22 protein-coding genes are annotated in these 23,675 nt (G+C 69.9%); 4 read left to right on the forward strand and 18 right to left on the reverse strand.

Annotated features, from left to right (window positions below; genetic code table 11):
• Positions 1 to 61 precede the first annotated feature (61 nt).
• The 6 genes from H4281_RS40255 to H4281_RS40280 form a co-directional block, all read right to left on the reverse strand.
• A complete protein-coding gene (locus tag H4281_RS40255; RefSeq protein ID WP_182896095.1) occupies positions 62 to 739 on the reverse strand; it encodes an acVLRF1 family peptidyl-tRNA hydrolase in 678 nt (225 codons plus the stop codon).
• Between the two features lie 47 nt (positions 740 to 786).
• The gene (locus tag H4281_RS40260; RefSeq protein WP_182896096.1) at positions 787 to 3,591 is read right to left on the reverse strand and encodes a S8 family serine peptidase; all 2,805 of its coding nucleotides are present in this window, start codon (positions 3,589 to 3,591) and stop codon (positions 787 to 789) included.
• Positions 3,592 to 3,860: 269 nt separating this feature from the next.
• Positions 3,861 to 4,571 carry a barstar family protein gene (locus H4281_RS40265; RefSeq protein WP_246412667.1) on the reverse strand — a complete coding sequence of 237 codons (711 nt, stop codon included), beginning with the start codon at positions 4,569 to 4,571 and terminating at the stop codon, positions 3,861 to 3,863.
• Positions 4,572 to 4,606: 35 nt separating this feature from the next.
• Positions 4,607 to 5,140 (reverse strand): hypothetical protein, encoded by a 534-nt coding sequence (locus H4281_RS40270; RefSeq protein ID WP_220508563.1) that lies wholly within the window; start codon positions 5,138 to 5,140, stop codon positions 4,607 to 4,609.
• A complete protein-coding gene (locus H4281_RS40275; RefSeq protein WP_220508564.1) occupies positions 5,137 to 5,628 on the reverse strand; it encodes a GNAT family N-acetyltransferase in 492 nt (163 codons plus the stop codon). Before H4281_RS40275 ends, H4281_RS40270 begins: the two co-directional genes overlap by 4 nt.
• 40 nt (positions 5,629 to 5,668) lie before the next feature.
• The gene (locus H4281_RS40280; RefSeq protein WP_182896099.1) at positions 5,669 to 7,231 is read right to left on the reverse strand and encodes a deoxyguanosinetriphosphate triphosphohydrolase family protein; all 1,563 of its coding nucleotides are present in this window, start codon (positions 7,229 to 7,231) and stop codon (positions 5,669 to 5,671) included.
• A 38-nt stretch (positions 7,232 to 7,269) separates the two neighbouring features.
• Here H4281_RS40280 and H4281_RS40285 point away from each other — a divergent pair, with 38 nt between their 5' ends.
• Positions 7,270 to 8,376 (forward strand): lycopene cyclase family protein, encoded by a 1,107-nt coding sequence (locus H4281_RS40285; protein WP_182896100.1) that lies wholly within the window; start codon positions 7,270 to 7,272, stop codon positions 8,374 to 8,376.
• Between the two features lie 145 nt (positions 8,377 to 8,521).
• Positions 8,522 to 10,201 (forward strand): GGDEF domain-containing protein, encoded by a 1,680-nt coding sequence (locus tag H4281_RS40290; RefSeq protein ID WP_182896101.1) that lies wholly within the window; start codon positions 8,522 to 8,524, stop codon positions 10,199 to 10,201.
• Here the strand turns inward: H4281_RS40290 and H4281_RS40295 are convergent.
• Positions 10,185 to 10,829 (reverse strand): response regulator transcription factor, encoded by a 645-nt coding sequence (locus H4281_RS40295; RefSeq protein ID WP_182896102.1) that lies wholly within the window; start codon positions 10,827 to 10,829, stop codon positions 10,185 to 10,187. The genes H4281_RS40290 and H4281_RS40295 overlap by 17 nt on opposite strands.
• Positions 10,826 to 12,025, reverse strand: a complete 1,200-nt coding sequence (locus H4281_RS40300; protein WP_182896103.1) for a sensor histidine kinase — start codon at positions 12,023 to 12,025, stop codon at positions 10,826 to 10,828. Before H4281_RS40300 ends, H4281_RS40295 begins: the two co-directional genes overlap by 4 nt.
• A gap of 83 nt (positions 12,026 to 12,108) precedes the next feature.
• Between H4281_RS40300 and H4281_RS40305 the strand changes: the two genes are divergently transcribed.
• Positions 12,109 to 12,834 carry a class I SAM-dependent methyltransferase gene (locus H4281_RS40305; RefSeq protein ID WP_182896104.1) on the forward strand — a complete coding sequence of 242 codons (726 nt, stop codon included), beginning with the start codon at positions 12,109 to 12,111 and terminating at the stop codon, positions 12,832 to 12,834.
• 53 nt (positions 12,835 to 12,887) lie between these two features.
• On the opposite strand, the gene H4281_RS40310 is transcribed toward H4281_RS40305, so the two are convergent.
• Positions 12,888 to 13,430, reverse strand: a complete 543-nt coding sequence (locus H4281_RS40310) for a snapalysin family zinc-dependent metalloprotease (RefSeq protein ID WP_182896105.1) — start codon at positions 13,428 to 13,430, stop codon at positions 12,888 to 12,890.
• Positions 13,431 to 13,603: 173 nt separating this feature from the next.
• Here H4281_RS40310 and H4281_RS40315 point away from each other — a divergent pair, with 173 nt between their 5' ends.
• On the forward strand, positions 13,604 to 15,535 hold the full coding sequence (locus tag H4281_RS40315; protein WP_182896106.1) for an ABC1 kinase family protein: 1,932 nt from the start codon (positions 13,604 to 13,606) through the stop codon (positions 15,533 to 15,535).
• On the opposite strand, the gene lepB is transcribed toward H4281_RS40315, so the two are convergent.
• The 9 genes from lepB to H4281_RS40360 form a co-directional block, all read right to left on the reverse strand.
• Positions 15,450 to 16,220 (reverse strand): signal peptidase I, encoded by a 771-nt coding sequence (gene lepB, locus H4281_RS40320; protein ID WP_182896107.1) that lies wholly within the window; start codon positions 16,218 to 16,220, stop codon positions 15,450 to 15,452. The genes H4281_RS40315 and lepB overlap by 86 nt on opposite strands.
• Positions 16,221 to 16,538: 318 nt before the next feature.
• On the reverse strand, positions 16,539 to 16,961 hold the full coding sequence (locus tag H4281_RS40325; protein WP_182896108.1) for a hypothetical protein: 423 nt from the start codon (positions 16,959 to 16,961) through the stop codon (positions 16,539 to 16,541).
• Positions 16,962 to 17,084: 123 nt separating this feature from the next.
• Positions 17,085 to 17,483 carry a metal-sulfur cluster assembly factor gene (locus H4281_RS40330; protein ID WP_037814682.1) on the reverse strand — a complete coding sequence of 133 codons (399 nt, stop codon included), beginning with the start codon at positions 17,481 to 17,483 and terminating at the stop codon, positions 17,085 to 17,087.
• Positions 17,484 to 17,565: 82 nt separating this feature from the next.
• Positions 17,566 to 18,015, reverse strand: coding sequence for a Fe-S cluster assembly sulfur transfer protein SufU (gene sufU, locus H4281_RS40335; protein WP_037814681.1), 450 nt, complete (start codon positions 18,013 to 18,015; stop codon positions 17,566 to 17,568).
• Positions 18,012 to 19,313 (reverse strand): cysteine desulfurase, encoded by a 1,302-nt coding sequence (locus H4281_RS40340; RefSeq protein ID WP_182896109.1) that lies wholly within the window; start codon positions 19,311 to 19,313, stop codon positions 18,012 to 18,014. The genes sufU and H4281_RS40340 overlap by 4 nt, the downstream gene beginning before the upstream one ends.
• Positions 19,314 to 19,363: 50 nt before the next feature.
• The gene (sufC, locus tag H4281_RS40345) at positions 19,364 to 20,134 is read right to left on the reverse strand and encodes a Fe-S cluster assembly ATPase SufC (RefSeq protein WP_182896110.1); all 771 of its coding nucleotides are present in this window, start codon (positions 20,132 to 20,134) and stop codon (positions 19,364 to 19,366) included.
• Between the two features lie 42 nt (positions 20,135 to 20,176).
• Positions 20,177 to 21,349, reverse strand: a complete 1,173-nt coding sequence (sufD, locus tag H4281_RS40350) for a Fe-S cluster assembly protein SufD (RefSeq protein WP_182896111.1) — start codon at positions 21,347 to 21,349, stop codon at positions 20,177 to 20,179.
• 2 nt (positions 21,350 to 21,351) lie between these two features.
• Complete coding sequence (gene sufB / locus H4281_RS40355; RefSeq protein ID WP_182896112.1) at positions 21,352 to 22,800, reverse strand: Fe-S cluster assembly protein SufB; 1,449 nt, start codon at positions 22,798 to 22,800, stop codon at positions 21,352 to 21,354.
• Positions 22,797 to 23,648: a helix-turn-helix transcriptional regulator gene (locus H4281_RS40360; protein WP_376772019.1), complete on the reverse strand. Its 852-nt coding sequence runs from the start codon at positions 23,646 to 23,648 to the stop codon at positions 22,797 to 22,799. Before H4281_RS40360 ends, sufB begins: the two co-directional genes overlap by 4 nt.
• Positions 23,649 to 23,675 lie beyond the last annotated feature (27 nt).

Here is a 23,675-nt window from a genome sequence, read left to right on the forward strand (position 1 = left end):
TGTTGACCACGAACCCAGTGTACGGGTCGGCGTCGAACGGTTTTCGCGGCCGTGTCCGGATTCACTCGCGCCCCGCTGTTCGATCCCTCACCACCAGCTCCACGACACGCGCTCGCTGTGCCGCGTCGGCCAGCACCTCGTGGCGGGGTTCGGGGAGGTCCAGCACTCGCGGCTCGGCCCGGTCGAACAGCTCGGCGAGCCGCCGGTCGGAGCGCAGTTCGTCCAGCGCACGACGGTCTCCGCCGAGCACTACAGCGTCCACTTCGGACAGCCGGGGCAGCAGAACCTCGTACGCGTCTTGGGCGGCTGACTGGAGCGCGGCTCGGGTTTGGCCTTCGCGGCGGCGCGCGAAGCGTTGCTGCGACCAGCCGCCCGCCGCGGTCCGGCCCTGCACGTGATGGCGGTCGGTTCGGGAGAGGACCACGCGGCCGTCGTAGGCGAGGCCGAGCGAGTGCCCGCCCTTTCGGACCAGCAGCAGTGCGATCAGCCGCGGCGTTCGCACGTGGTGGAGCAATGGCCCGACGGCCAGTCCGGGGTACTCGCCTTGCTCCTTCAACGGTCCAAATGGGACAGTCGCGGTGGCTGTGGTGCCGTTCCCGGCGGTGACACGCACTTGCGTCGCGGAGAGAACCGTGGCGCGCACGCCGCCGTTGCGTTCGGCGAAGCGGGCGAACCAGCCGTCGAGCCGTTCGGGCGGGACTTCCACCGCCCGTCCGCCGCCTGCGACCTGCCGTGCCATGGGGAAACGGTACGGGACCGCCGCGCAGCGCGACGGTCCCGCACCGCTCAGGCCAGCTGAGGCCGCACCGGCCCCGCGGTCACCGTCTTGTGCACATCCGCCGGACGCCCGGCCGTCGCGTACCCGTTGACGTGCAGCGAAACGCTGCGGATCGAACCGGTGTCGCCGCCCGTGGTGTCGACGACCTTGAACGTCCAGGTGCCGTCCGCCGAAGCGCCTGGCTGGCTCTGCGGCGTGACCGGCCGGTAGGTGCCGGTGTACGGCGCGTCCGCGGATCCGGTCGTGCTGAACAGCTTGGCCGCGGAATCGTCGAACACCACCTGACAGAGGTTGTTGCCGCTGCCGCCGCCCTTCTGGAACAGCGTCGCCGTCGCGCCGGACGGCGCGGTCAGCGTGCCGACCAGGTCGTTGACATAGGTGTGGTCGATGCCGACCGTGGTCGCTTTCTCCGCGGTGGTGCAGGCGGTGCCGTCGATCGAAAGCGACACCTTCGACGCGGGACCGACGCCGCTCACCACGAGCGGAACCGACGCGCCGAGCGGCGAGTTGTCCGGGATCGCGACCGCCGGACCGGCGTAGGCGAACGCCTGCGAAACCGGCGACGGCGTGCCGACCGGCAGCGAGAACGTGCTGGTGCGCGGCGAGAACGAGCCCGCGAAAGTCACCTTCGCGTTGAGCACCACCGGCGAGCCGAGCTGCTGGCCGGCCGGGACCGTGACGGTGAAGTCGTTGATTCCGGTCTGTCCCGGGCTGATCGTGCCGTACGACTTCGCCCGCGGCTCGATCGCGACGCCCGGAGTCGGCGAGGTGAGCACGACGCTCGTGGACACCGCCGTGCCGTCGCCGGTGTTCTTCACCGGCAGCGTGACCGTCGCGGTGTCACCAGGGTTGAGCGTGCTGCCGCCGTTGGGTCCGCGGACCGTCGGCTGTCCCGCTTCCGCGTACGGCTGCGGGCTGGCACCGGTGTACGCGAGCACCTTGTCCGCCAGCAACACTCCGGCCCCGGTGAGGTTGTCCGTGCCGGGAGCTTCGATGTCCACCGCGGTCTTGAGGAACGCCTCGCGAATGTCCGAAGAGGACAGTCCGGGATTGCCGGACAGCACCAGGCTCGCGATCGCGGCCGCGTGCGGCGCGGCCGCCGAAGTGCCGAAGAACGGGTCGAATCCGCTCACCGAGGTGTGCACGCCGTCCGCCGCGGTGATTTCCGGCTTCTGCCGGACCTCTCCCCCGGTCGACGACACGTCGCCCGGCGTGATCGGCGTTCCGTTGGCTTCGTAGAACACCCGCCGAGGACCGTCCGAACTGAACCGTTCCGCCTTGCTGGTCGCCGAATACGCCGCCGGATACGGTCCGGTCGGGTTCGCCGGGTCGCCCGGTTCGAGCGGACGGCCGAACGCCGCCTCGGCCGGAGCCGCGGCGACCGCGAACGCCTTGCGCGCCGCGGCGTGGCCCACGACCGCGCCGGGCGTGGAGTACGCCTTGAGCCCGTCCGCGGAATCGCGGAACCGGCTGCCGAACGCGGTCAGCGAGAGGTACCGGCTCGCCCCGGAGAACTTCACCACGGCGAGCCGCAGCCCGGTGCCGCCGAAGAACGGGGTGGCCAGCTGCTCGTACGGGTCCTGAGTGCCGTTCTGGACGTCCTGGCTGAAGCTCACGACGTTGCCGCGCGCGTCGAGGAGGTAGAGGTCGTAGTCGTCCGCGGCCGCGCCGATCGGGTCGGACCAGTGCAGCGTCACCGGGATGTTCGCCGACGACGCGTCCGAAATCGGCTCGAACGCCTGCTTTCCGGCCGCGCCCGCGAAGTTGTGCGCGGTGCCGGCGTACTTGCCGATCGAGATTCCCGAATCGGCGAAGTCGCCTTCCCAATGCGCGGCGGTGCCGTCGGCGACGTTGCCCTCGTTGCCCGCGGAGGAGAAGTAGAGCGCGCCGTCGGCCGTCACGTCGTTCACCGCTTGCGCGATGATCCAGTCCTGGAACGGGGATTCCTTGAAGTAGATGACGTCGTCGACGATGACGTCGCAATGCGCTTCGAAACGGAGCTTGCGGATGTTGTCGGCGAAACTCGCGTCGGAGGTGAACGCGGTGGCGAAACCGAGCTTCGCGTTCGGGGCGAGGTCGTGGATGATCTCCAGCATCGCGGTGCCCTCGTCGCCGCTGCCCGCTTGTCCGGTCAGGACATCGACCGCCGGAAGCTCGCCCTTGGTCCGGGAAACCTCCAGGGAATCGACGCCGTCGGACAGCGCGCACGCCTTCACGCCGGTGCCGGTCACGCCGAACTGCTGGCGCGCGGTGTCCGCGTTGTGCGCCCGGTCGCCCGCGCTGACCACCTGCGTTTTGGTTCCGATCGCTTCCTTGAGCTGCCGGTCGATCCGGTCGGCCTTCTGCTGCTTGGTTTCCGAGCCTTCTTTGTTTTCCCGCTGCCGCGCCGTCATCGCCTGATCCGCGGTTTCGACGTGCTTCACGTCGCCGCGTTTCGCGATCTCCGGCAATGCGGTCAACGGCACCTCGGCCCGGATGCTCGCCGCCGTGCTCGACATCGCACGCACCTCGGCTCCGGCCTTGCGCAGGTCGTTGACGAGCCCGTCGCTGACCTTCGTGACCCGGATGTCGACGAGTGCTTTGTCCGCGATCCTGGCGATTCCCGGCAACGCGGCCGCGCTCAGGCTCCGCGTGCGCATCTTCTCCTGGACGAGCAGCTTGCTGTCTATTTTGGACTCAGTCGCGGTCTGTCCTGCTTTCACCGCCTGCAAAGCGGCGATCTGACTGTTCGCCGTGGAGTCCACAGTGGACTCCTGCGCTTCCGCTAGGGGCGGTGTCGCCAGCCCGGCGGCAAGCACCGCCGCGGCGACCACGCCCGTCCGTCTTCTCGCGGTTGTTGTCGAGGCTCCAGGTGAACGGGTACGACGCACGTGCGTCCTCCGATCTCACACCGCGTGCCCCGACTCACGCTGGCCAACGCCGGTGATCACCGGCTGGATCCAGCTAAGTACCACTTCTGTCCGGGAAAAACGGCCGTTGGGGTGACGTTGGTCAGGCAATATCCGTTGCCAGCCGGACGTCGTAGGCCGTTCGGCGGAGCTTGCCGTCTTTCGCGCGCACGGCCGGGAGCCGGAGTCGCCGGTCAGCGCGGTTCGACGTTGTACTGGCCGAAGATTTCCGTGACCGCGGTCACGAAGGCATCTCCGAGGGCTCGGCGGGAAGTCTCCACGGCGTTCCAGATCACTGAATAGCGCTGAGCTGCCTTCGATCCGCTTCGGACGCAGTCGTGGAGCGCGGCCAAGTTGCTGCCGAAGCAACCGCCTGGGCCATTCGCCGCTTCGCCGATGGCGCAATAGAACGAGTCCTTCGAGGACCAGTGCTGTCCGTCGATGACGATATCGCCTGTGTCGCAGCGCATCGCGTGCTTCCCCGAGGTGAACCACGCGTTTTGCACGACGTGCAGCCAGTTGCCGTGCTGGGTCGCGGGATGTCGCGTCCACTCGCCGAGCAGGATCGAGCCGCGGCGCCAACGCGACCAGATCGCTTGCTCGTGGGGACAAGGCTCGCCGCCGCACGACGGAACTTCGAGACTCGCTGACCCGCCCGGCGCCGGGGAGATGTTCTTCGGCTTCAGTTCGAACCGGCCTAACCAATACCTGCCGATCGCGTCGCCGGAATCATCGAGCACCTCGAGCTCCGCATCGTCCACAGTCACCGGTCGTGCGTCGGCTGCGCCGATGATGCCTGCGAAGGTCACCTTTCCGGCGGTCTCCTCGTCGGCAAAGAATCCGTGCAGTGGCTCGAAGGGGAGCGCGAAACCCGGACGGCTCTCCGCGGAGACGACCCGATACATCGGCACCTGAGATCTCCCCCGCCGGAGCAAACCGTTCACCCGATCCCGTAGTCGGCCACCAACGCAGCCGCGTATTCATCCGGAACCGGCCGCCGTCCGCCGAATGCCATCCACACATACGACTCCACCGCTTCCGCCGCGTCCAGGAACGGGCCGAACCGCTCGCGCCATTCCTCGCGGGCCGCGGCGTCCGGGAAGCCTTGGAACACCGCCACCTCGGGACCGCGTTCTCCCCAGCAGCCCCACTGCCCGGACGGCCCCGTCACCGCGATGACATCAGCTGTCACAGCGATCGAGTCCAGGAACTCGTCGTCCGATTCGTGTCCGATCGCCGACCAGTAACCCTCCGAGCCGACGGGCGCCGAAACCGTCTGACGCGCGCCGGGTTCGAGCACCAGAAGGTCGACCCGGTCGTCGCCGTGCCAGCGGGCCATCTCGCGAAGCGCGGGCCAGATTTCCGGTGCCAGCACCACGTCGTACTCGCAGAACAGCGAGTCCCCGCGGGGCTCCCGGAAAACCTGCCCCGGCAGCCTCGCGCCGAGAGTGAAAACCTCCGCGAACCGAGTCACAGTTCCAGCCACATGATGCGCAACCCGACCCGCCCCTCGACCGGATGCCGGAAAGCCCCCGGCGCGACCCCCAGCGTCACGAACCCCAAACTCTCGTACAGCCGGATCGCATGGACATTGGTCTCGACCACCGCATTGAACTGAATCGCCGCGAAACCAGCCCGCCGGGCCCAAGCGATCAGGTCCAGCACCAAGGCCCTCCCGACGCCGGAACCGCGTGCGTCCCGGGACACCATCAAGCTTCCCGAAGCGACATGGCTGCCCGGACCCGGCCGGTTGGCGTACATGTTCGCCGTGCCCAGTACCCGGTCTCCTTCGGCAGCGACGACGACCCGCGCGGGGGCGGGAACCAGCCACTGCCGACGTGCTTCGGATTCGCTCATGGCCGGGTCGTAGGGGAACGTCCGCTGCTCGGTCACCACGTCCCGGACGATCGGCCAGATCCCCGGCCAATCGTCCGCGCCGGCTTCCCGGATCGTCACAGGCATCTGCCTACCGTGCTGACCAGGCACCCGTCCCGCAACCGATTTAGAGCACGAAGGAATCCGACCAGGGCTGGCTCGACCGGCCCGACAAAGCGTCCAGCAACGTCACCGCTTGCTTGTCCGTCAGCGAAGCCACGAAGTCCACGACCGCCCGGCCCCGGGCCAGCCCGCGCACCGCGTCCGCGCCCTCGATCCGCTCGCCTGTCGCGCCCACCAGCAGCTCCGGCGCGGTCCGCGCGAGGTCCGAGTATTCGCCGTGCGCCAGTTCCATCAGGTCGTGCAGCCGGCGCGGCAAGCGGGAAGCCTCGTCGCGGTCGAGGAGCCATGCGTCCAGCGCGTCGACCAACGTCGTGACCAGGCTGGCCTGGCCGCGCTGGTGCAGGGCGAGATCGGGGCGCAGGAGCACGAACCGCCGGTGGACGAACTTCAGGACCTGCACCTCGTGCCACTGCGCGGGACGCAGCGAGACGTGCCCGGACCGGGTCGGCGGCGACGACAGGACGAAAACCCCGTCCACCAATCGCGCCATCCAGTTCGCCGAGAACGCCGCCGTCGCTTGTTCGGCCTCGGTCGAACCGTCGAAGCCGTCCGCGAGCAGGCCGTCGACCAGTTCTCGTTGGACTCGGGCGACGGCGGCGGCGAAGGCGTCGTCGTCCACGATCCAGCTGTCCTTCAGGTGCATGCGGCGGCGCATCCGCTCCAGGGAACGGCCTGGGCGGCGGATTTCCGCGGTCAGCCGGGCATCGTCCAAAGAGGCCAGATCGACGGCGTGCGCCAGCCACTCCCCCAGTTCGGCGGCGACGGGGGCGTGCTGCAGGACGCCGATGCGGTGGAAATCCTGCAGATCGTGGATCGCGTACGCGATGTCGTCGGCAGTGTCCATAACGGACGCTTCGACCGTCTGCTGCCACGGCTCGATCCGCCCGGCGAACGGGGCCCGCGACTGCTCGAAGTCGTCCAATTCCGTGACATACGCGGAAAACTTGCTCGCACCGGTGCCTGGAGCGTCGTCCGGCTCGGCGGCGCCGCGGGGCGGCAGGGGCATCGCGGTCGGATGCGGCTGCGGGTAATGCAGCCGCGCCCACGGGTATTTCAGGACCGCGGCGCGAACCGCGGTCGTCAGGTCCAGCCCGATGGCGGACGGGCCGCGCACGTCCGTCGTCGTGAGGATGCGGAACGACTGCGCGTTGCCCTCGAAACCGTCGGCCAGGCCGAACCGGTGCCGTGCGATCCGGTCCAGGGTCTGCTCGCCGAGATGCCCGAACGGAGGGTGCCCGAGGTCGTGCGCCAGGGCGGCCGCCTCGCACGCGTCCGGGTCGCAGCCGCCGAGTTTCGCGGCCAGTTCGGCCGACTCGCTCGATCCGGTGATCCGCTCCGCGATCCCGCGCGCGACCTGCGCGACCTTCAGGCTGTGCGTCAGCCGGTTGTGCAGCAGCCCGGCGCCGCCCGCGCTGACCACCTGGGTGACCCCGCCGAGCCGCGCGAAGAACGGCGACGCGGTGATCCGGTCGCGGTCGACGCGGAACGGGCTGGTCGCCAGGTCGGTGAACCCGCCCGCCCCGTTCGCCGGGTCCCGCCGCGCTGCCCTCGGATCGGTCTCGTCCATGTGTCCCACCGTATCCGGCCGTCCGGCAGGATTGCGGGATGACCGACGTGCTGGTGGCGGGCGGCGGCCCGGCCGGACGGGCGCTGGCGGCCGCGTGCGCCCGGCGAGGCCTGGAAACGGCCGTGCTCGACCCGGATCCACACCGAAAGTGGCCGAATACTTACGGAATGTGGGCGGACGAGGCGCCTGAGCTGCCGGGCGAAGCGATCGCCGCGGCTCCGGCGGCGACGCTGGCGTTCGGAACCCGCGAGCACCGCGTCGACCGGACGTATCGGGTAATCGACAACGCCGGGCTGCGCGAGTGGCTCACCGAGCCGAGCGTCCAGGTCGTCACCGGCAAGGTGACCGGCGCGGAACACGGTCCGCACGGTTCGACGGTCCTGCTCGCCGACGGTCGACGCCTCGCCGCCGCAGTGTTCGTCGACGCGTCCGGAGCACCCAAGCTGCGGGCTCCACGCGCCGAGCAGACCGCGTACGGGCTCGTGCTGCCCGCGGACCAAGCTGAGCGGCTCGCCCCGCCCGACACAGCTGTCTTCATGGACTGGCGCGACGGCACCGACAGCTTCCGGTATGCACTGCCCCTCGGCGACGGCTCCGTACTGGTCGAAGAGACGTCGCTCGCGCGCAAACCCGGGCTCCCAGTGGCCGAACTGGCCCAGCGGCTGCACGCGCGGCTCAAAGCGGCGGGAATCCGTCCCGCAGGCCGGGTCGAACAGGTGCGGATCGTGCTCGACGTCCCGCTGCCGAAGCGCGGCCAGGCGGTGCCGTTCGGGGTTGCGGGCGCGCTCGTCCACCCGGCGACCGGCTACAGCCTCGCGACCGCGCTGCAGCTCGCGCCTCGCGTCGCGCAGGCTCTCGCGGACGCGTTCGACGCAGGTCCGGCGGCCGCGGCCAGCGCTGCCCGGAAGGCATTGTGGCCGCCCGAAGCCCGTGCTGTGCATGCCTTGCGCCGCTACGGACTCCGTGCATTGTGCGGAATGTCACCCGCTCAGTCAGCGCAATTTTTCGACCTGTTCTTCGACCTTCCGATCCCGGCGCAGCGCGCGTTCACCTCGGGCCGCACCGACCTGCCCGGCACCGCCTCGACCATGGCAAACCTGTTCCGCGCCGCCCCGGCCCGCCTCCGCCGCCTGCTGCTGGGCTGAGCCCGTGCCGGGAATTTTGCCTTGCCCGATCGAGCGAACGCGAAAAGCATTTTGTTACTCCGTTCCGGTGGCCAAAGTGCCGCGCTGGTGAACATCAGCTGACAACGGTTTCGCAGCCCCCTCCGGCGGTGCGAGTATCGCGTCCGTGACGACGCTGCGTGCGGTCCGATTCGCCTTCCAGCCGATGTACAGCTTGCACACCGGCGGGGTCGTCGCGTACGAAGCGCTGGCCCGGCCGGGCCGGGGCACGGCGCACGAACTGCTCGCCGAGGCCCGCCGCGAGGGCAGGCTCACCGAGGTCGACCTCGGGCTGGCCGCCGCGGCGGTACGCCAGGAGGCCGAGCGGCCCAGCGCGCTTCCGCTGCACCTCAACGTCTCCGCGCGCACGCTCGCGTCGCCGCTGGAGGCGTTCGACGAACTGATCGCCGAACTCGGCGCGGCCGGACGGCGCACCCGCGACGTGGTGCTGGAGGTCGGGCCGCCGTTCACGCACCTGCCCACCGGCCGCCTGCTCGACGGCATGCGCGCGCTCACCGAACAGGGCTTCCGGCTCGCGCTCGACGGGCTCGGCCGCGGCGACCTGCCGCTGGCGCTGCTCGCGCAGTCCCCGGTGGACCTGGTGAAACTCGACCGCAGCGTGCTGCGCGGCCTTCCCGGCGACCCGGCGGCGACGGCGGTGGTCGAGGCGCTGCTGCACTACACGACGCGCACGAACATCCGGCTGGTCGCGACCGGGATCGAGACCGAGTCGCAGCTGGACGCGGCGCAGAGCCTCGGCGTCCGGATCGCGCAGGGCAATCTGCTCGCACCGCCCGCCGCGCACCGGTCCGCGCCCGCCTCCGGCGCGGTCATCCCGGAGGACCGGCGCACGCCCGCGCCGCCGCAGGCCCCGCGCGTCGGCGATTTCCTGCGCCCGGCCACCACCTTGCCGGTCGACGCCACCTGCGACGACGTCCGCGAGGTCCTCGCCGCCGCGGACGCGCCGAGCGGCGTGGTCGGCGTCGACGCGGACAACCGTCCACAATGGTCAGTCGACCGGACGCGATTCCTCGTCACCATCACCGGTCCGTACGGACACGCCCTGCACGCGAAGCGGTCCGCCGCGCGGCTGGCGGACAAACCGCACCTGATCGAGGCCGGCGCGAGCGCACTGGAATTCCTCGAACTGGTCACCGACGCCGACTGGGGCCGCACCGGCGACGACGTCGTGGTGGTCGACGCGTCCGGGCGCTGTCTCGGCGTCGTGCTGGTGACCGAGGTCGTGCGCGGGGTCGCCGAGGCGAAGGTCGAGGAGGCGGTCACGCTCAGCCCGCTCACCCGGCTGCCGGGCAGCGAAGCGGCGGCGCGCGACGTCGAACGCCGGATCGCGAGCGGCGAGCAGTTCGTGGCGGCGTGGCTGGACGTCGACGCGTTCAAGTCGGTCAACGACAACGCCGGTTTCGCGGCGGGAGACGATCTGATCCGCGCCTTGGGCGAAACCCTCACCGACCTTTCCCGGCGGCTGCCGCGGATGCGCGTGAGCCACGTCGGCGGCGACGACTTCCTGATCGTGTGCGACGTGGACGAGATCGGCACCGTCGCCGCGGCTTTGCTGGACACGCACTGGTCCGCCGAGGGCATGCCGGTCACGGTTTCCCTGGCGACGCTCGTGTGCGGCAGCGGCACGATTCCGTCCTATCGGGACGCTTCCCGGCTGCTCGCGCCGCTCAAGAAACGCGCCAAGGCCGTTCCCGGCTCCAGCTGGGTCCTCAGCCGCCCCGGCAGCGACCGCGTCGAGGTCCTGCGCGGCATCGGCAGGGACGTCGCCATCAGCCGGTCGGCCTGACGAAGCCCGACTCGTAAGCCCGGATCACCGCCTGCGTCCGGTCCCGCGCACCGAGCTTCGACAGCACGTTCCCGACGTGCGTTTTCACCGTCTGCAGCCCCAGGAACAGCTCCGCCGCGATCTCCCCGTTGGACAGTCCCGCCGCCATCAGCCGCAGTACGTCTCGTTCCCGTTCGGTCAGGAAGTCCAGCGGCGCGGCGGCACCCGGCGCGCGGCGGGCGGCCATGCCCCGGATCGCGGCCGGGAACAGCAGCGAATCCCCCGCCAGCACCGTGCGGATCCCGGCGACGATCTCCTCCGGACGCGCGCGTTTCAGCAGGAATCCGCTCGCGCCGGCGAGCAGCGCGTCGTACACGTAGTCGTCGTTTTCGAAGGTGGTCACCACGATCACCTTCGGCGGATCCTCCACAGTGGACAGAAGATGCCCGGTCGCGCGGATCCCGTCCACCGCGGGCATCCGCACGTCCATCAGCACGACGTCCGGCCGCAGCCGGCCGACGAGACCCGGCACCTCCGAGCCGTCGGACGCCTCGCCGACCACGGTCAGATCCGGTTCGCTGTCCACGATCGCCCGCAGCCCCGCCCGGATCAGCCGTTCGTCGTCCACCAGCAGGACTCGCACGCTCACCGGTTCCCCCACGGCACCGTCACCACGACCTCCCAGTTCTCGCCCACCGGTCCCGCGGACAGCTTGCCACCCACCAGCTCCGCCCGCTCCGCCATGCCCCGCAGACCGCGTCCGCCGCGGACGCGCGACGGACGGGCCGAACCGAGCGGGTTCGCGACCGCGGCCCGCAACTGCCCGTCCGCGACCGCCAGCGCGACGGTGACCGGCACCTTGCCCGCGTACCGCACCGCGTTCGTGAGGCATTCCTGCAAAATCCGGTACACCTCGCGGGAAACCACCGCCGGCACCGCGCCGACATCGCCTTGCACCTCGACGCGGCACTCCGTCCCGGACTGCTGCGTCACGGTGATCAGCGCGGGCAGGTTGGCGAGACCCGCGTGCGGCGTCCGGTCGCGTGCTTCGTCGCGGAGCAGGCCGAGCACGTGGTCGAGGTCGTCGAGCGCGGTGCGAGCCGATTCCTCGATCGCGGTGAGCGCTTCCTCGGTGAAGCCGGGGTCGGTGTGCAGCGTCCGCCGTGCGGCCCCGGCTTGCAGCGTGACCACCGAAAGCGCGTGCCCGACGGAATCGTGCAGTTCGCGCGCGAGCCGGGTGCGTTCGGCGAGCTGGTCGGTGCGGCGTTCGAGCTGTGCGATGCGTTCGGCGGCGGACCAGCCGAGCAACCGGGCCGCCGCGCGGCGCAGCACTCCGCCGAGGGCCCACACGAAGTAGATCAGCACGACGAAAGCCGCCACGAACGCCGCGGGCAGCCACGCCGAAGCCCAGCCGCGCGGAACCGTCAGATGGAAATCCGGAGTGTCGACAAGCCGACCGGTGAAGACCGCGTTGATCGCGAACCCGAATCCGGCGGGCAGGGCGAGCGTCGCGAGCCCGGTGAACAAACCGGCCACGACGTGCAGCACGAACATCGTCGCGCACCGCAGCCGTCCGCGTCCCGGCGCGGGCTGGGCGAGCAGTTCCCGCACCGCCGCCGCCTCCAGCACCCGCACCGCCGGCAGGAACGCGGTCGCGGCCAGCACGACGAGCATCACGACGAATCCGGCGACGCTCGCCCATCCCATCGTCGTCGCGAACGGCATCAGCGACGGCATCGCGATCATCGCGAGCAGCAGGTACGGCACGCTGAGCGCGGCGCCGAGGATCAGGTACACCCATCGGCGATAGGTGACCCCGCTGACCAGCGGACGAAGGAAACGCACCCGCCAATCCTGACAGGCGGTCCCGGCGGACGCCTCCCTCCAGGGCGGGACCCTGGCGGCGGTTTTCTGGCAGCCTGGATCGCATGCCTTCGGAAGAGAGCACCGTGATCAACGATTACGACCTGCTGGCCGAGACCTACACCGCCATGTCGGACACGGAGATCCAGAACGCCTACTACGAGCGGCCCGCCGTGCTGGCGCTGGCCGGAGACGTGGCCGGACGGCGGATTCTCGACGCGGGCTGCGGCGCCGGACCGCTGACCGTCGCACTGCGCGAACGCGGCGCCGAGGTATCCGGCTTCGACCTGAGCAGCGGCATGCTCGAGATCGCCCGCCAGCGGCTAGGCCCGGACGTGGACCTGCGCGTCGCCGACGTCGCCGGGCCACTCCCCTACGCCGACAACGCTTTCGATGACGTCATCGCCTCGCTCGTGCTGCACTACCTGAAGGACTGGGGCCCGACGCTCACCGAATTCCACCGTGTCCTCCGGCCCGGCGGACGGCTGATCGTGGTGGTCGACCATCCGTACGCGATCCACCTGCTGCAACGTCAGGCCGGGCAGCAGACGGACTACTCGGCGACTTACGAATGGACCGAGGACTGGGAGGTCGGCGGCCGGACGACGCCGATGAGCTTCTGGAACCGCCCGCTGCACGCGATGACCGACGCGTTCGCCGAGGCCGGGTTCCGGATCTCGACGATCAGCGAGCCGAAACCGGTGCCGGAGGCGGAAAAGCTGTTCCCGGAGGACTACCGGATGCTGTGCGTCAGCCCGAGCTTCTTGTTCTTCCTGCTGCAGGCGGAGTAGGAGGTCGTGAGTGGCGATCACGGTTAGAACCGTGATCGCCACTCACGAGGCACTCAGTAGACAGTCTTGGTGACCCGCGTGCCGTCGATCCGGAACCCGTTGGCCCACAACTGCTGCACCTTCGCCGATTCCTGCGCGTCCGGCTTGGCGTTGGTGCACGAGGTGCCCGGCCCGTGGCCCGACATCAGCTCCGTGCACGGCCCCTCGTAGTGGTCCGGCAGCCCGAGGTTGTGGCCGAGTTCGTGCGCGGCGATGCGGGTCGGGTCGTAGCCCTCGGCGACCTGGCTCGTGTCCAGGTAGACGTCTCCGTTGCCGTGCCCGTCGGTCTGCGTGTACGACCCGCCGCTGTTGACCTCGTGGATCTTCACCGTGGCCTTGCCCTCGTCCTTGACCAGCCGCACGTCGCTGACCGCGGCGTTCCAGTTGGCCGCGCCCTGGTCGATCTGGGCGACGTAGTCCGGCGCGCCCGCCGAGCTGTAGTAGACGGTGGTCGCCGCGGCGGCGGACGCGGCGGGTGCGGTCGCCAGGCCGAAGCCCAGCGGAGCGGCGGTCGCCGCGGCCAGTGCGGCGATCCGCCGGAACCCTCGTGCGTGCATCGTGTCCTCCGTACGTCATCGGGAAAGCAAGCAACCCTTTATCCGCTGGATGACGTTAGAAGTTCACCGCCGCGGGCGACTACGTCCGAAAGTAGGACGCTCCCCCGCGAGAGGGAGGCCCGTCCCGCCCCGGCTGGATCCGCGGGCACCGCGGGGCTGGTGTGCTCGTCGGCATGCAAACGCTGCTGCTCGGCCTGCTGGCCTACGTCGTCGTGCTGTGGCCGCTCGTCGCCGCGGCCCGCAAGGTGCTCGGAGTGCGCGTCGGTCTCGTCCGGGCGCTCGGTGCCGCGCTCGCGGGCTGGCTCGTCGCGGGCACCGTCATCCGGTTGTTCCCGATCGCCGTGCTGTCCAACGCCGGGGTCGCGATCGGACTGCTGATCCCGCTGGCGGGCAGCGCGCTCGCGGTGACCCTGCTGGTCCTTTTCGTCGCCGAACTCGCGGTTCCGTCCGGCGGGCCGGGCCTGTTCGCCCGGATGCGGTCGCTGCGCTCCCGCGCCGCCCGCGCCCGTCGCTACTCGCGCATCATGCGCATCGCGATCCGCCACGGTCTCGGCTCGTTCCTCACCGGCCGGCGCACCGCGGGCCCCGACGGCTCGGCGAAACTCGCTCGATCGCTACGACTGGCGCTTGAAGAAGCGGGCGTGACGTTCGTGAAGCTCGGCCAACTGCTTTCGACGCGCGCCGATCTCCTGCCGCCGGTGTACATCCGCGAACTCAGCAAGCTGCACGATCAGGTCCCGCCCGCACCCGAAGACGAGGTGCGCGCGTTGCTGCGAGAGGAAATCGACGTGACTGCCTTCGCCCACATCGACGACGAACCCCTTGCCGCAGCGTCGATCGCGCAGGTTTACGGGGCCCGGCTGCGGTCCGGCGCCGAGGTGGTCGTGAAGGTGCAGCGGCCCGGGATCCGCGAGCAAGTGGAACGCGACATCGACATCGTCCGCCGCCTCGCCGACGTGCTGTACGTACGCGCCGGCTGGGCACGTTCGCTCGGCGTGCGGGAACTGGCCGACGGCTTCGCCGAATCCCTTGAGGACGAACTCGATTTCCGCACCGAAGCCGCGAACATCGAGGCGATCGCCGCGCATCCGGTCCCCGGCGTCACCCTTCCGGCTGTCCACAAAGTACTGTCCACGGAACGTGTCCTGGTGATGCGCCGGCTGGACGGCAAACCGCTTTCCGCCGGTTCCGCATGCTCCCGCGAGGAACTCGCCCGCACCTTCCTGCGCGGCCTGCTCGACCAGGTGCTGCTGGGCGGCGTGTTCCACGCGGATCCGCACCCGGGCAACGTTCTGCTGCTCGAAGACGGCACCCTCGGCCTGCTCGACTTCGGCTCCGTGGGCCGCCTCGACACCGGCCTGCGCGCCGGCCTGCAAGCCCTGCTGCCAGCCATCGACCGCGGCGACCCCGCCGGCGTGCGCGACGGGTTGCTGGAAATCGTCAACCGCCCCGACGACCTCGACGAACAACGCCTGGAACGCGCGCTCGGCGCCCTGCTGGCCCGGCACTTCGGCCCCGGCCGCACGCCCGGTCTCGACCTGTTCACCGGCCTGTTCCGCGTCGTCGCCGACTTCCGCCTGGCCGTCCCGCCGCCGATCGCCGCGGTGTTCCGCGCGTTGGCGACCATGGAAGGCACGCTCGCGACGCTCGCGCCGAACTTCGACCTGGTCGCCGAATCCCGCGCGTTCGCCACCGAACGCATCGGCCTGCGCCCGGAAACCCTGCGCCGCACCGTCACCGACGAATTCACCGCGCTGCTTCCGGTCCTGCGCCGCCTCCCCCGCCGGGTCGACCGGATCGGCGCGGCACTGGAGGAAGGCCGCTTGTCGGTGAACATGCGGCTGTTCTCCGACGAACGCGACCGCGACCTGGTGACCGGCCTGGTGCACGAGGTGCTGCTGGCGCTGGTCGGCATCGCGACCGGGCTCATGGCCGTGCTGCTGCTGGGCAGTTCCAGCGGTCCGCAGGTGGTGCCCGGGCTGACCCTGAACCACGTGTTCGGCTACAACCTGCTGATGATCAGCGCGCTGGCGGGACTGCGGCTGCTTTTCGTCGTCTTCCGGCGCTCCGGACGACGGTCCCGAGCAGACCGGCGAACCCGATGAGGAACAGCCCCGCCCCGGCTCCGGCGGTGATCCGGCCGGTGACCGGTCCGGAATCCGGCTCCGTCGTCCCGGGAAACCCGGCGGCGGTGAACGCGGTCGTCGCCGGGATCTGCCTGACCCAGAACAGATTCCCGGTCGCCGAGACGACGCCGTGCACCGCGGACAACGACACCGCTCCGCCGCCGGGTTCGTTGACCCGCCACCGGGAGTCGTCCGCGATGTCCCGCCGGTCCCCCGCCAGGAAAACCGCGCCCGGCGGCACTTTCGCGTAGAAGGGCGTCTGCTCGCCGGCCACGTAAGGCTCGTCGATCGACTTGCGGTTCACCTTGATCCGGCGCTCCAGGTCGCAGCATTCGACCTCGTCGCCGCCGACCGCGATCACGCGCTGCAGGAACGTCCCGCGCCGTCCGTCGCCGAACGCGCTCGCGTCGAACACGACAAGGTCGCCGCGGTGGATCTCCTGGCCCTCGCGCAGTCCGAAGACGACCCGCTCGCCCGACACGACGGTATTCGCCATCGACCCGCCCGTCACGGTCAGCGACCGGTAACTGAACACCTTGAGGAGCCCGGTCACCGCCACGACCGAGCCCGCGAGCGCGACCACGACGAAAGCAGCGAGCACCCAGGAAAACCGGCGCGGCGCACGCCCGGCCGGAGGCGGAGCGGCAGGGAAGCCTTCTGTCACGAAGCGATCATCGGATGGATTCGGACAGTCGTTACCTGGCAGGCTCGCAGGGCATCAGCCTGCGCCGGAGAGCGCCCGCCTAGGTCCCCTCTGGCGCACTCGGCAATCTCACGGCCGCGGACGCCGTCGCCGGGGCGGCGTGCGCCCCCGGTCGCGAGCCACGCGGAAACCTGACAGCGGGGCCGAGAAACCATCCATCACCGCACGAGGATCGACAGCTCTCCCTGCCCAGCCAGGCATCGCCCAGGCGGATCGGGCCATTCCGTCCACAATGGATTCGCACGGCTCCGCGCCGCCGTATAGGGCGTTATACAGACTTCACCGCCCTAGCGTCGCATGCGTAGGCCGGACATCGAACTGTCCGGTCGTGAACCCGGGATTCGACGTGAACGCGACAGTCCCGGCCAGCGCCACCACGAACGCCAGCCCGCCCAGCAGTGCGCCCAGCCTGGCGAGATCGGCGCCGTAGCGCCGCGCTCCCGCGAGCAGGCCGAAGACCACTGCCAGCACCGAGGCCAGCACCGCCAGGAACCACAGCGCGCCCAGCACCAGGACGAACACCTCGGCCACGATCGGGTAGATGCCGCCCATGAGCAGCCTCGGGCGCACGAGGAGCCAGGCGAGCCAGGTCGCCACCCCGAGCGCGAAACTCACCGCGGCCACGGACACCGCCGCGACGGCCAGGCCGCGCCCGGGTCTGTCCCCGGGAGAGGACACGGATGCGGAATCAGGTTCGGTCATCGACCAGTCATAGCACCCGGGACCGACAGAAACCGGCGTTCCGCCCGCATGCGCCCGAACGCACCAATCCGGGATACGCCGAAGGCCGCCCCCGGCGATACCGGGAGCGGCCTTCGAAAAGCCTCAGACCGTGAAACCGAGCGCCCGCAACTGCTCGCGGCCGTCGTCGGTGATCTTTTCCGGGCCCCACGGCGGCATCCAGACCCAGTTGATCCGGAAGTCGTTCACGAGGCCGCCGGACGTCAGCGCCGCCGACGTCTGGTCTTCGATCACGTCGGTGAGCGGGCAGGCCGCGGACGTGAGCGTCATGTCGATCGTCGCGGTGTTGTCGGTCTCGACCCGGATGTCGTAGACCAGGCCGAGGTCCACGACGTTGATGCCGAGTTCCGGGTCGACGACGTCGCGCATCGCTTCCTCGACGTCCTCGATCTTGGCGATGTCGGCGGGGACGGCGGCGGACTGCTCGGGCAGGTCCGCGGCGGTGCGCCCCTCGCGCGGGTCGGTGGCCGTCTCTTCGCTCATGCCGTCGCCTCCTTAAGGAGTTTCACGCTCATTGCCTGGGAGGCGACGGCATGAACAACCATGATTCGCTTGCAAGCTGCGCTCATGCCTTCTCAGCTCCTGTGGTGGTGCTGGACACCGCGTCCTTGAACGCCATCCAGCCGAGCAGGGCGCACTTCACGCGCGCCGGGTACTTCGCAACGCCGGCGAACGCGACGCCGTCCTCCAGTACGTCCTCGTCCGGTTCGACCTTGCCCTTGCCCTGCATCAGTTCCACGAACGCGTCCATGGTCGTGAACGCCTCGTCGACGGTGTGCCCGACGACCAGGTCGGTCAGCACCGACGCGGACGCCTGGCTGATCGAGCAGCCCTGCCCGTCGTAGGACACGTCCTCGACTTTGCCGTCGCTGACCTTGACCCGCAAGGTGATCTCGTCGCCGCAGGTCGGGTTGACCTGGAACGACTCCGCGTCGAACGGATCGCGCAGGCCGCGCCCGTGCGGGTTCTTGTAGTGGTCCAGGATGATCTCCTGGTACATGCTCTCCAGGTTCACTGGTCCACCCCGAAGAACTTCTGCGCCTCGCGGATCCCGGCGACCAGAGCGTCCACTTCGGACAGCGTGTTGTACAGGTAGAAGCTCGCCCGCACGGTCGCGGGCACCGAACAGGCCCGGTGCAGCGGCCACGCGCAGTGGTGTCCCACCCGCACCGCGATGCCGAGGCTGTCGAGCACCTGGCCGGCGTCGTGCGGGTGCACGCCGTCGATCACGAACGCGACGGTCGCGCCCCGGTCTTCGAGGTCGGTCGGCCCGACGATGCGCACGCCCGGGATCGCGCTGATGCCCGCGATCGCGGCCGCGGCCAGTTCGTGCTCGTGCGCCGCGACGCGGTCCATCCCGATGGCGGACAGGTAGTCCACCGCCGCGCCGAGACCGATCGCCTGCGACGTCATCGGCACCCCCGCCTCGAACCGCTGCGGCGGCGCGGCGAACGTGGTGCGCTCCATCGTGACCAGCTCGATCATCGAGCCGCCGGTGAGGAACGGCGGCATCGCTTCGAGCAGTTCGGTCCGGCCGTACAGCACGCCGATCCCGGACGGAGCCAGCATCTTGTGCCCGGAGAACACCGCGAAGTCGACGTCCAGCGCGTGGAAATCGACCGCGAAGTGCGGCACCGACTGGCAGGCGTCGAGGACGGTCAGCGCGCCGACCTCCTTCGCCTTGGCCACGAGCTTGGCCACCGGGTTGACCGTGCCGAGCACATTGGACTGGTGCGCGAACGCGACCACCTTCGTGCGCGGCGTGATCACACTGTCCAGATCGGACAGATCGAGGCGGCCCTCGGCGGTGACCTTGAACCACTTCAGCGTCGCCCCGGTGCGCTGGCACAACTGCTGCCACGGCACCAGGTTCGCGTGGTGCTCCATCTCGGTGATGACGATTTCGTCGCCTTCGCCGATCCGGAACCGTTCGGACTCCGGACCGGCCGTGGCGGCGTTGCTCATCGCGTACGCCACGAGGTTGATGCCCTCGGTCGCGTTCTTGGTGAACACCAGCTCTTCCGGGTCCGCGCCGACGAATTCCGCGGTCTTGGCGCGCGCGGATTCGTAGGCGTCGGTGGCCTCTTCGGACAGCTGGTGGGCACCGCGGTGCACGGCCGAGTTCGACGTGAACACGTACCGCCGTTCCGCGTCGAGCACCTGCACCGGCCGTTGCGAGGTCGCTCCGGAGTCCAGGTACACCAAGGGTTTCCCGTCGCGCACGGTGCGCGTCAGGATCGGGAAGTCGGCACGCAGTGCCGCCACGTCAAGGGGAACAGAGTTGGTCGGGCTGTTCGAAGCCGTGGTGGTCATCGAGCCAACTCCTCTCTCTCGGTGTCGTCGGGAACGGGGCGCGGGGAACGTCAGGCCTTGGCGGGCTCGGCGGAGCCGACGTACTTGACGTAGCCGTTCTCCTCCAGCTCGTCGGCCAGTTCGCGGCCGCCGGACTCGACGATGCGGCCGTCGGCGAAGACGTGCACGAAGTCCGGGGTGATGTGCCGCAGGATGCGGGTGTAGTGCGTGATCAGCATGACGCCGACCTCGTTGCCCGCCTTGTACTCGTTGACGCCTTCGGACACGACGCGCAGCGCGTCGACGTCCAGGCCGGAGTCGGTCTCGTCGAGGATGGCGAACTTCGGCTTGAGCAGCGCCAGCTGCAGGATCTCGTGGCGCTTCTTCTCGCCGCCGGAGAAGCCCTCGTTCACCGAGCGCTCGGCGAACTCACTCGAGATGCCGAGCTTGCCCATCTCCTCCTTGACCTCCTTGACCCAGTGGCGAAGCTTGGGGGCCTCGCCCCGGACCGAGGTGGCCGCGGTGCGCAGGAAGTTCGACATCGAGACGCCGGGCACCTCGACCGGGTACTGCATGGCGAGGAAGAGGCCGGCGCGGGCGCGCTCGTCGACGCTCATCTCGAGCACGTTCTCGCCGTCCAGCAGCACCTCGCCGGAGGTCACCGTGTACTTCGGGTGGCCGGCGATCGCGTAGGACAGGGTGGACTTGCCGGAGCCGTTCGGGCCCATGATCGCGTGCGTCTCGCCGGACCGGATGGTCAGGTTGACGCCCTTGAGGATCTCCTTGGCTCCGTCTTCGGTGGTCACCGAAGCGTGCAGGTCCTTGATTTCCAGGGTAGCCATTCTGCTTTTCCTAAAAGAGTCTGAAGGGGACGGACGACGGGCTCAGGCGCCCACGGCTTCGAGCTCGGCCTCGATCGCGGCCTCGAGGCGCTCGCGCACCTCGGGCACGCCGATGCGGGCCAGGATCTCGTGGAAGAACCCGCGCACGACCAGCCGCCGCGCGGCCTCCTCGCCGATCCCGCGCGACTGGAGGTAGAACAACTGCTCGTCGTCGAACCTTCCCGTGGCGCTCGCGTGGCCCGCGCCCTCGATCTCGCCGGTCTCGATCTCGAGGTTCGGCACCGAGTCGGCGCGCGCGCCGGGGGTGAGCACGAGGTTGCGGTTGAGCTCGTAGGTGTCGGTGGCCTCGGCGGCCGCCCGGATCAGCACGTCGCCGATCCACACCGTGTGCGCGCCGTCGCCCTGCAAGGCGCCCTTGTACATCACGTTGGACTTGCAGTTGGGCACCGCGTGGTCCACGAACAGCCGGTGTTCCTGGTGCTGGCCCGCGTCGGCGAAGTACAGCCCGAGCATCTCGACGTCGCCGCCGCGGTCGGCGAAGGTCGCCGTGGGCGACACGCGCACCAGGTCGCCGCCGAGGGTGACCACGGTGTGCTTGAGCGTCGCGTCGCGGCCGAGCCGCAGGTGCTGCTCGGACACGTGCACCGCGTCGTCGGCCCAGTCCTGGACGCTGACCACGGTGATCTTGGCCGAGTCGCCGATGACGAACTCGACGTTGTCCGCGTAGGTGCCGGAACCGACGTGGTCGAGCACGATCACCGCGTTGGCGAACGCCTCGGCGCGCACCTGGAGGTGGCCGTAGGCGACCTTGCCCTTGCCGGGGCCGTGAACGCGCAGCACCGACGGCTTCGACGCCTCGGTCTCCTTCGGCACGGTGACGATCGTGGCCTTGGCGAAGGACGAGTACGCCTGCGCCGCGATGCGGTCGCTCGGCACGCCCGCCTCGCCGAGGCGCGCGTCGTCGCGGCCGACGGTCTCGATCTTCAGCTCGGGCGCGGCCTCGGTCTCCAGCGTGATCTCGCCGGAGGCGACGGCGGAACCGTCGTGCAGGCCGCGCAGGCGCTTCATCGGAGTGAAGCGCCAGTTTTCCTCACGACCGCCGGGGACCTCGAAGGCCGCGACGTCGTAGGAGGTGAACCGCTCCGCGCGGGAGGCCGCCGGAATGACGGCGCCCTCCCGCAGCGACTCGGCGACGTTGTTCTCGGTAACCGACATGACTAGCCGACGGACCCTTCCATCTGGAGCTCGATCAGGCGGTTCAGCTCGAGCGCGTATTCCATCGGCAGCTCGCGCGCGATGGGCTCGACGAACCCGCGCACGATCATCGCCATCGCCTCGGCCTCGTCGAGGCCGCGCGACATCAGGTAGAACAGCTGCTCTTCGCTGACCTTGGACACCGTGGCCTCGTGGCCCATGGACACCTCGTCGTTGCGGATGTCCACGTACGGGTACGTGTCCGACCGCGAGATCGTGTCCACCAGCAGGGCGTCGCAGACCACGCTGGAGCGCGAGTGGTGCGCCCGCTTCGCGACCTTGACCAGGCCGCGGTAGGAGGTCCGGCCGCCGCCGCGCGCGACCGACTTCGACACGATGGTCGAGGAGGTGTGCGGCGCGAGGTGCTCCATCTTGGCCCCGGCGTCCTGGTGCTGGCCCTCGCCCGCGAACGCGACCGAGAGGACCTCGCCCTTGGCGTGCTCGCCCATGAGGAAGACCGACGGGTACTTCATGGTCACCTTGGAGCCGATGTTGCCGTCGACCCACTCCATGGTCGCGCCCTCTTCGCACTTGGCGCGCTTGGTGACCAGGTTGTAGACGTTGTTCGACCAGTTCTGGATCGTCGTGTAGCGGCAGCGGGCGCCCTTCTTCACGATGATCTCGACGACCGCGGAGTGCAGCGAGTCCGACTGGTAGATCGGCGCGGTGCAGCCCTCGACGTAGTGGACGTAGGCGTCCTCGTCGACGATGATCAGCGTCCGCTCGAACTGGCCCATGTTCTCGGTGTTGATCCGGAAGTAGGCCTGCAGCGGGATCTCGACGTGCACGCCCTTCGGCACGTAGATGAACGAGCCGCCGGACCACACCGCCGTGTTCAGCGCGGAGAACTTGTTGTCGCCCGCCGGGATCACGGAGCCGAAGTACTCCTGGAAGATCTCCGGGTGCTCCCTGAGCGCGGAGTCGGTGTCCAGGAAGAGAACGCCCTGCTCCTCCAGGTCCTCGCGGATCTGGTGGTAGACGACCTCGGACTCGTACTGCGCCGCGACGCCCGCCACGAGGCGCTGCTTCTCCGCCTCGGGGATGCCCAGCTTGTCGTAGGTGTTCTTGATGTCCTCGGGCAGGTCTTCCCAGCTGGCCGCCTGCTTCTCGGTGGACCGCACGAAGTACTTGATGTTGTCGAAGTCGATCCCCGAGAGGTCGGCGCCCCAGTTCGGCATCGGCTTGAGGTCGAACAGCTTGAGCGCCTTCAATCGGGCGTCGCGCATCCACTCGGGCTCGGACTTCTTCTCGGAGATGTCGCGGACGACATCCTCGTTCAGGCCGCGGCGCGCGCTGGCGCCCGCCTCGTCGGAGTCCGCCCAGCCGAAGGCGTAGTTGCCAAGGGACGCGATGGTCTCTTCCTGGCTCAACGGCTCGGTGGTGGGAGTGCGCTGCTCGGCAGCGGCAGTCATGCGGGTTTCCCTCCATTCGGGATCCGTGGTGCGTGCCCTTCGGGCGGCGGGGCCGCTTGTCCGGGCGTCGTGCGGTCCGGCTCGGGATGGGCCGGGATACCCGCCGGTCCGGCGGGTACGTGTGTGGTGCACGCGTTGTCTCCGCGCGCGATGGTCGCCAGCCGCTGGACGTGGGTGCCCAGCAGTTTCGCGAACGCTTCCGTTTCGGCCTCGCACAGCTGCGGGAATTCCGCGGCGACGTGCGCGACCGGGCAGTGGTGCTGGCACAGCTGCGCGCCCACGTGCGCGGCGGGGTTCTCCGCGCCGACCTGGCGGGTCGAGGCAGCGTAGCCCTCCCTGCTCAGCGCGGCCGCGAGGGCCTCGGCGCGCTCGACCGGATCAGCCGATCCGGTGATCGCCTGCCGGTGCGGCCCGACGAGCCCTTCGACGCGGCGCTCGGCGAACGCGCGCACCGCGTCCGGGCCGGCGTGCTCGGCGAGGAAGCGGATGGCCGACACCGCGAGGTCGTCGTAGGCGTGCCCGAACCGGGCCCGGCCCGCTTCGGTGAGCAGGAACAGCTTGGCCGGGCGGCCGCGTCCGCGCGGGCCCTTGCGCGGGGCGTCGCGGGTCTCGGCCTCGCCGTCGGCCTGGAGCGCGTCGAGGTGCCGCCGGATCGCCGTCGGGCTGATCCCGAGCTGCTCGGCGACCACCACGGCGGTCATCGGGCCCTGCTCCAGCAGCAGCCGGGCGACCTCGTGCCGGGTGCGGCCCTCGGCCACGTTCGCGGCGCTGACCTGCACGGGAACGCCGACGGCCGCGGTGCGCGGCTGCTCGCCGCGCCCCTCGCCGATGGTCCCGTTCTTTTTCACAACACAAGTGTGTCTTATTTCCGGCCG

This window comes from Amycolatopsis dendrobii, assembly GCF_014145675.1.
Taxonomy (GTDB): Bacteria; Actinomycetota; Actinomycetes; order Mycobacteriales; family Pseudonocardiaceae; genus Amycolatopsis; species Amycolatopsis dendrobii.

Bases quoted from the DNA above. Each gene is read 5' to 3' on its own strand.
- H4281_RS40255 (WP_182896095.1), bottom strand. From the start codon at position 739: ATGGCACGGCAGGTCGCAGGCGGCGGACGGGCGGTGGAAGTCCCGCCC.
- H4281_RS40265 (WP_246412667.1), bottom strand. From the start codon at position 4,571: ATGTATCGGGTCGTCTCCGCGGAGAGCCGTCCGGGTTTCGCGCTCCCC.
- H4281_RS40275 (WP_220508564.1), bottom strand. From the start codon at position 5,628: ATGCCTGTGACGATCCGGGAAGCCGGCGCGGACGATTGGCCGGGGATC.
- H4281_RS40280 (WP_182896099.1), bottom strand. From the start codon at position 7,231: ATGGACGAGACCGATCCGAGGGCAGCGCGGCGGGACCCGGCGAACGGG.
- H4281_RS40285 (WP_182896100.1), top strand. From the start codon at position 7,270: ATGACCGACGTGCTGGTGGCGGGCGGCGGCCCGGCCGGACGGGCGCTG.
- H4281_RS40305 (WP_182896104.1), top strand. From the start codon at position 12,109: ATGCCTTCGGAAGAGAGCACCGTGATCAACGATTACGACCTGCTGGCC.
- H4281_RS40310 (WP_182896105.1), bottom strand. From the start codon at position 13,430: ATGCACGCACGAGGGTTCCGGCGGATCGCCGCACTGGCCGCGGCGACC.
- H4281_RS40315 (WP_182896106.1), top strand. From the start codon at position 13,604: ATGCAAACGCTGCTGCTCGGCCTGCTGGCCTACGTCGTCGTGCTGTGG.
- H4281_RS40325 (WP_182896108.1), bottom strand. From the start codon at position 16,961: ATGACCGAACCTGATTCCGCATCCGTGTCCTCTCCCGGGGACAGACCC.
- H4281_RS40330 (WP_037814682.1), bottom strand. From the start codon at position 17,483: ATGAGCGAAGAGACGGCCACCGACCCGCGCGAGGGGCGCACCGCCGCG.
- H4281_RS40340 (WP_182896109.1), bottom strand. From the start codon at position 19,313: ATGACCACCACGGCTTCGAACAGCCCGACCAACTCTGTTCCCCTTGAC.
- sufC (WP_182896110.1), bottom strand. From the start codon at position 20,134: ATGGCTACCCTGGAAATCAAGGACCTGCACGCTTCGGTGACCACCGAA.
- sufD (WP_182896111.1), bottom strand. From the start codon at position 21,349: ATGTCGGTTACCGAGAACAACGTCGCCGAGTCGCTGCGGGAGGGCGCC.
- sufB (WP_182896112.1), bottom strand. From the start codon at position 22,800: ATGACTGCCGCTGCCGAGCAGCGCACTCCCACCACCGAGCCGTTGAGC.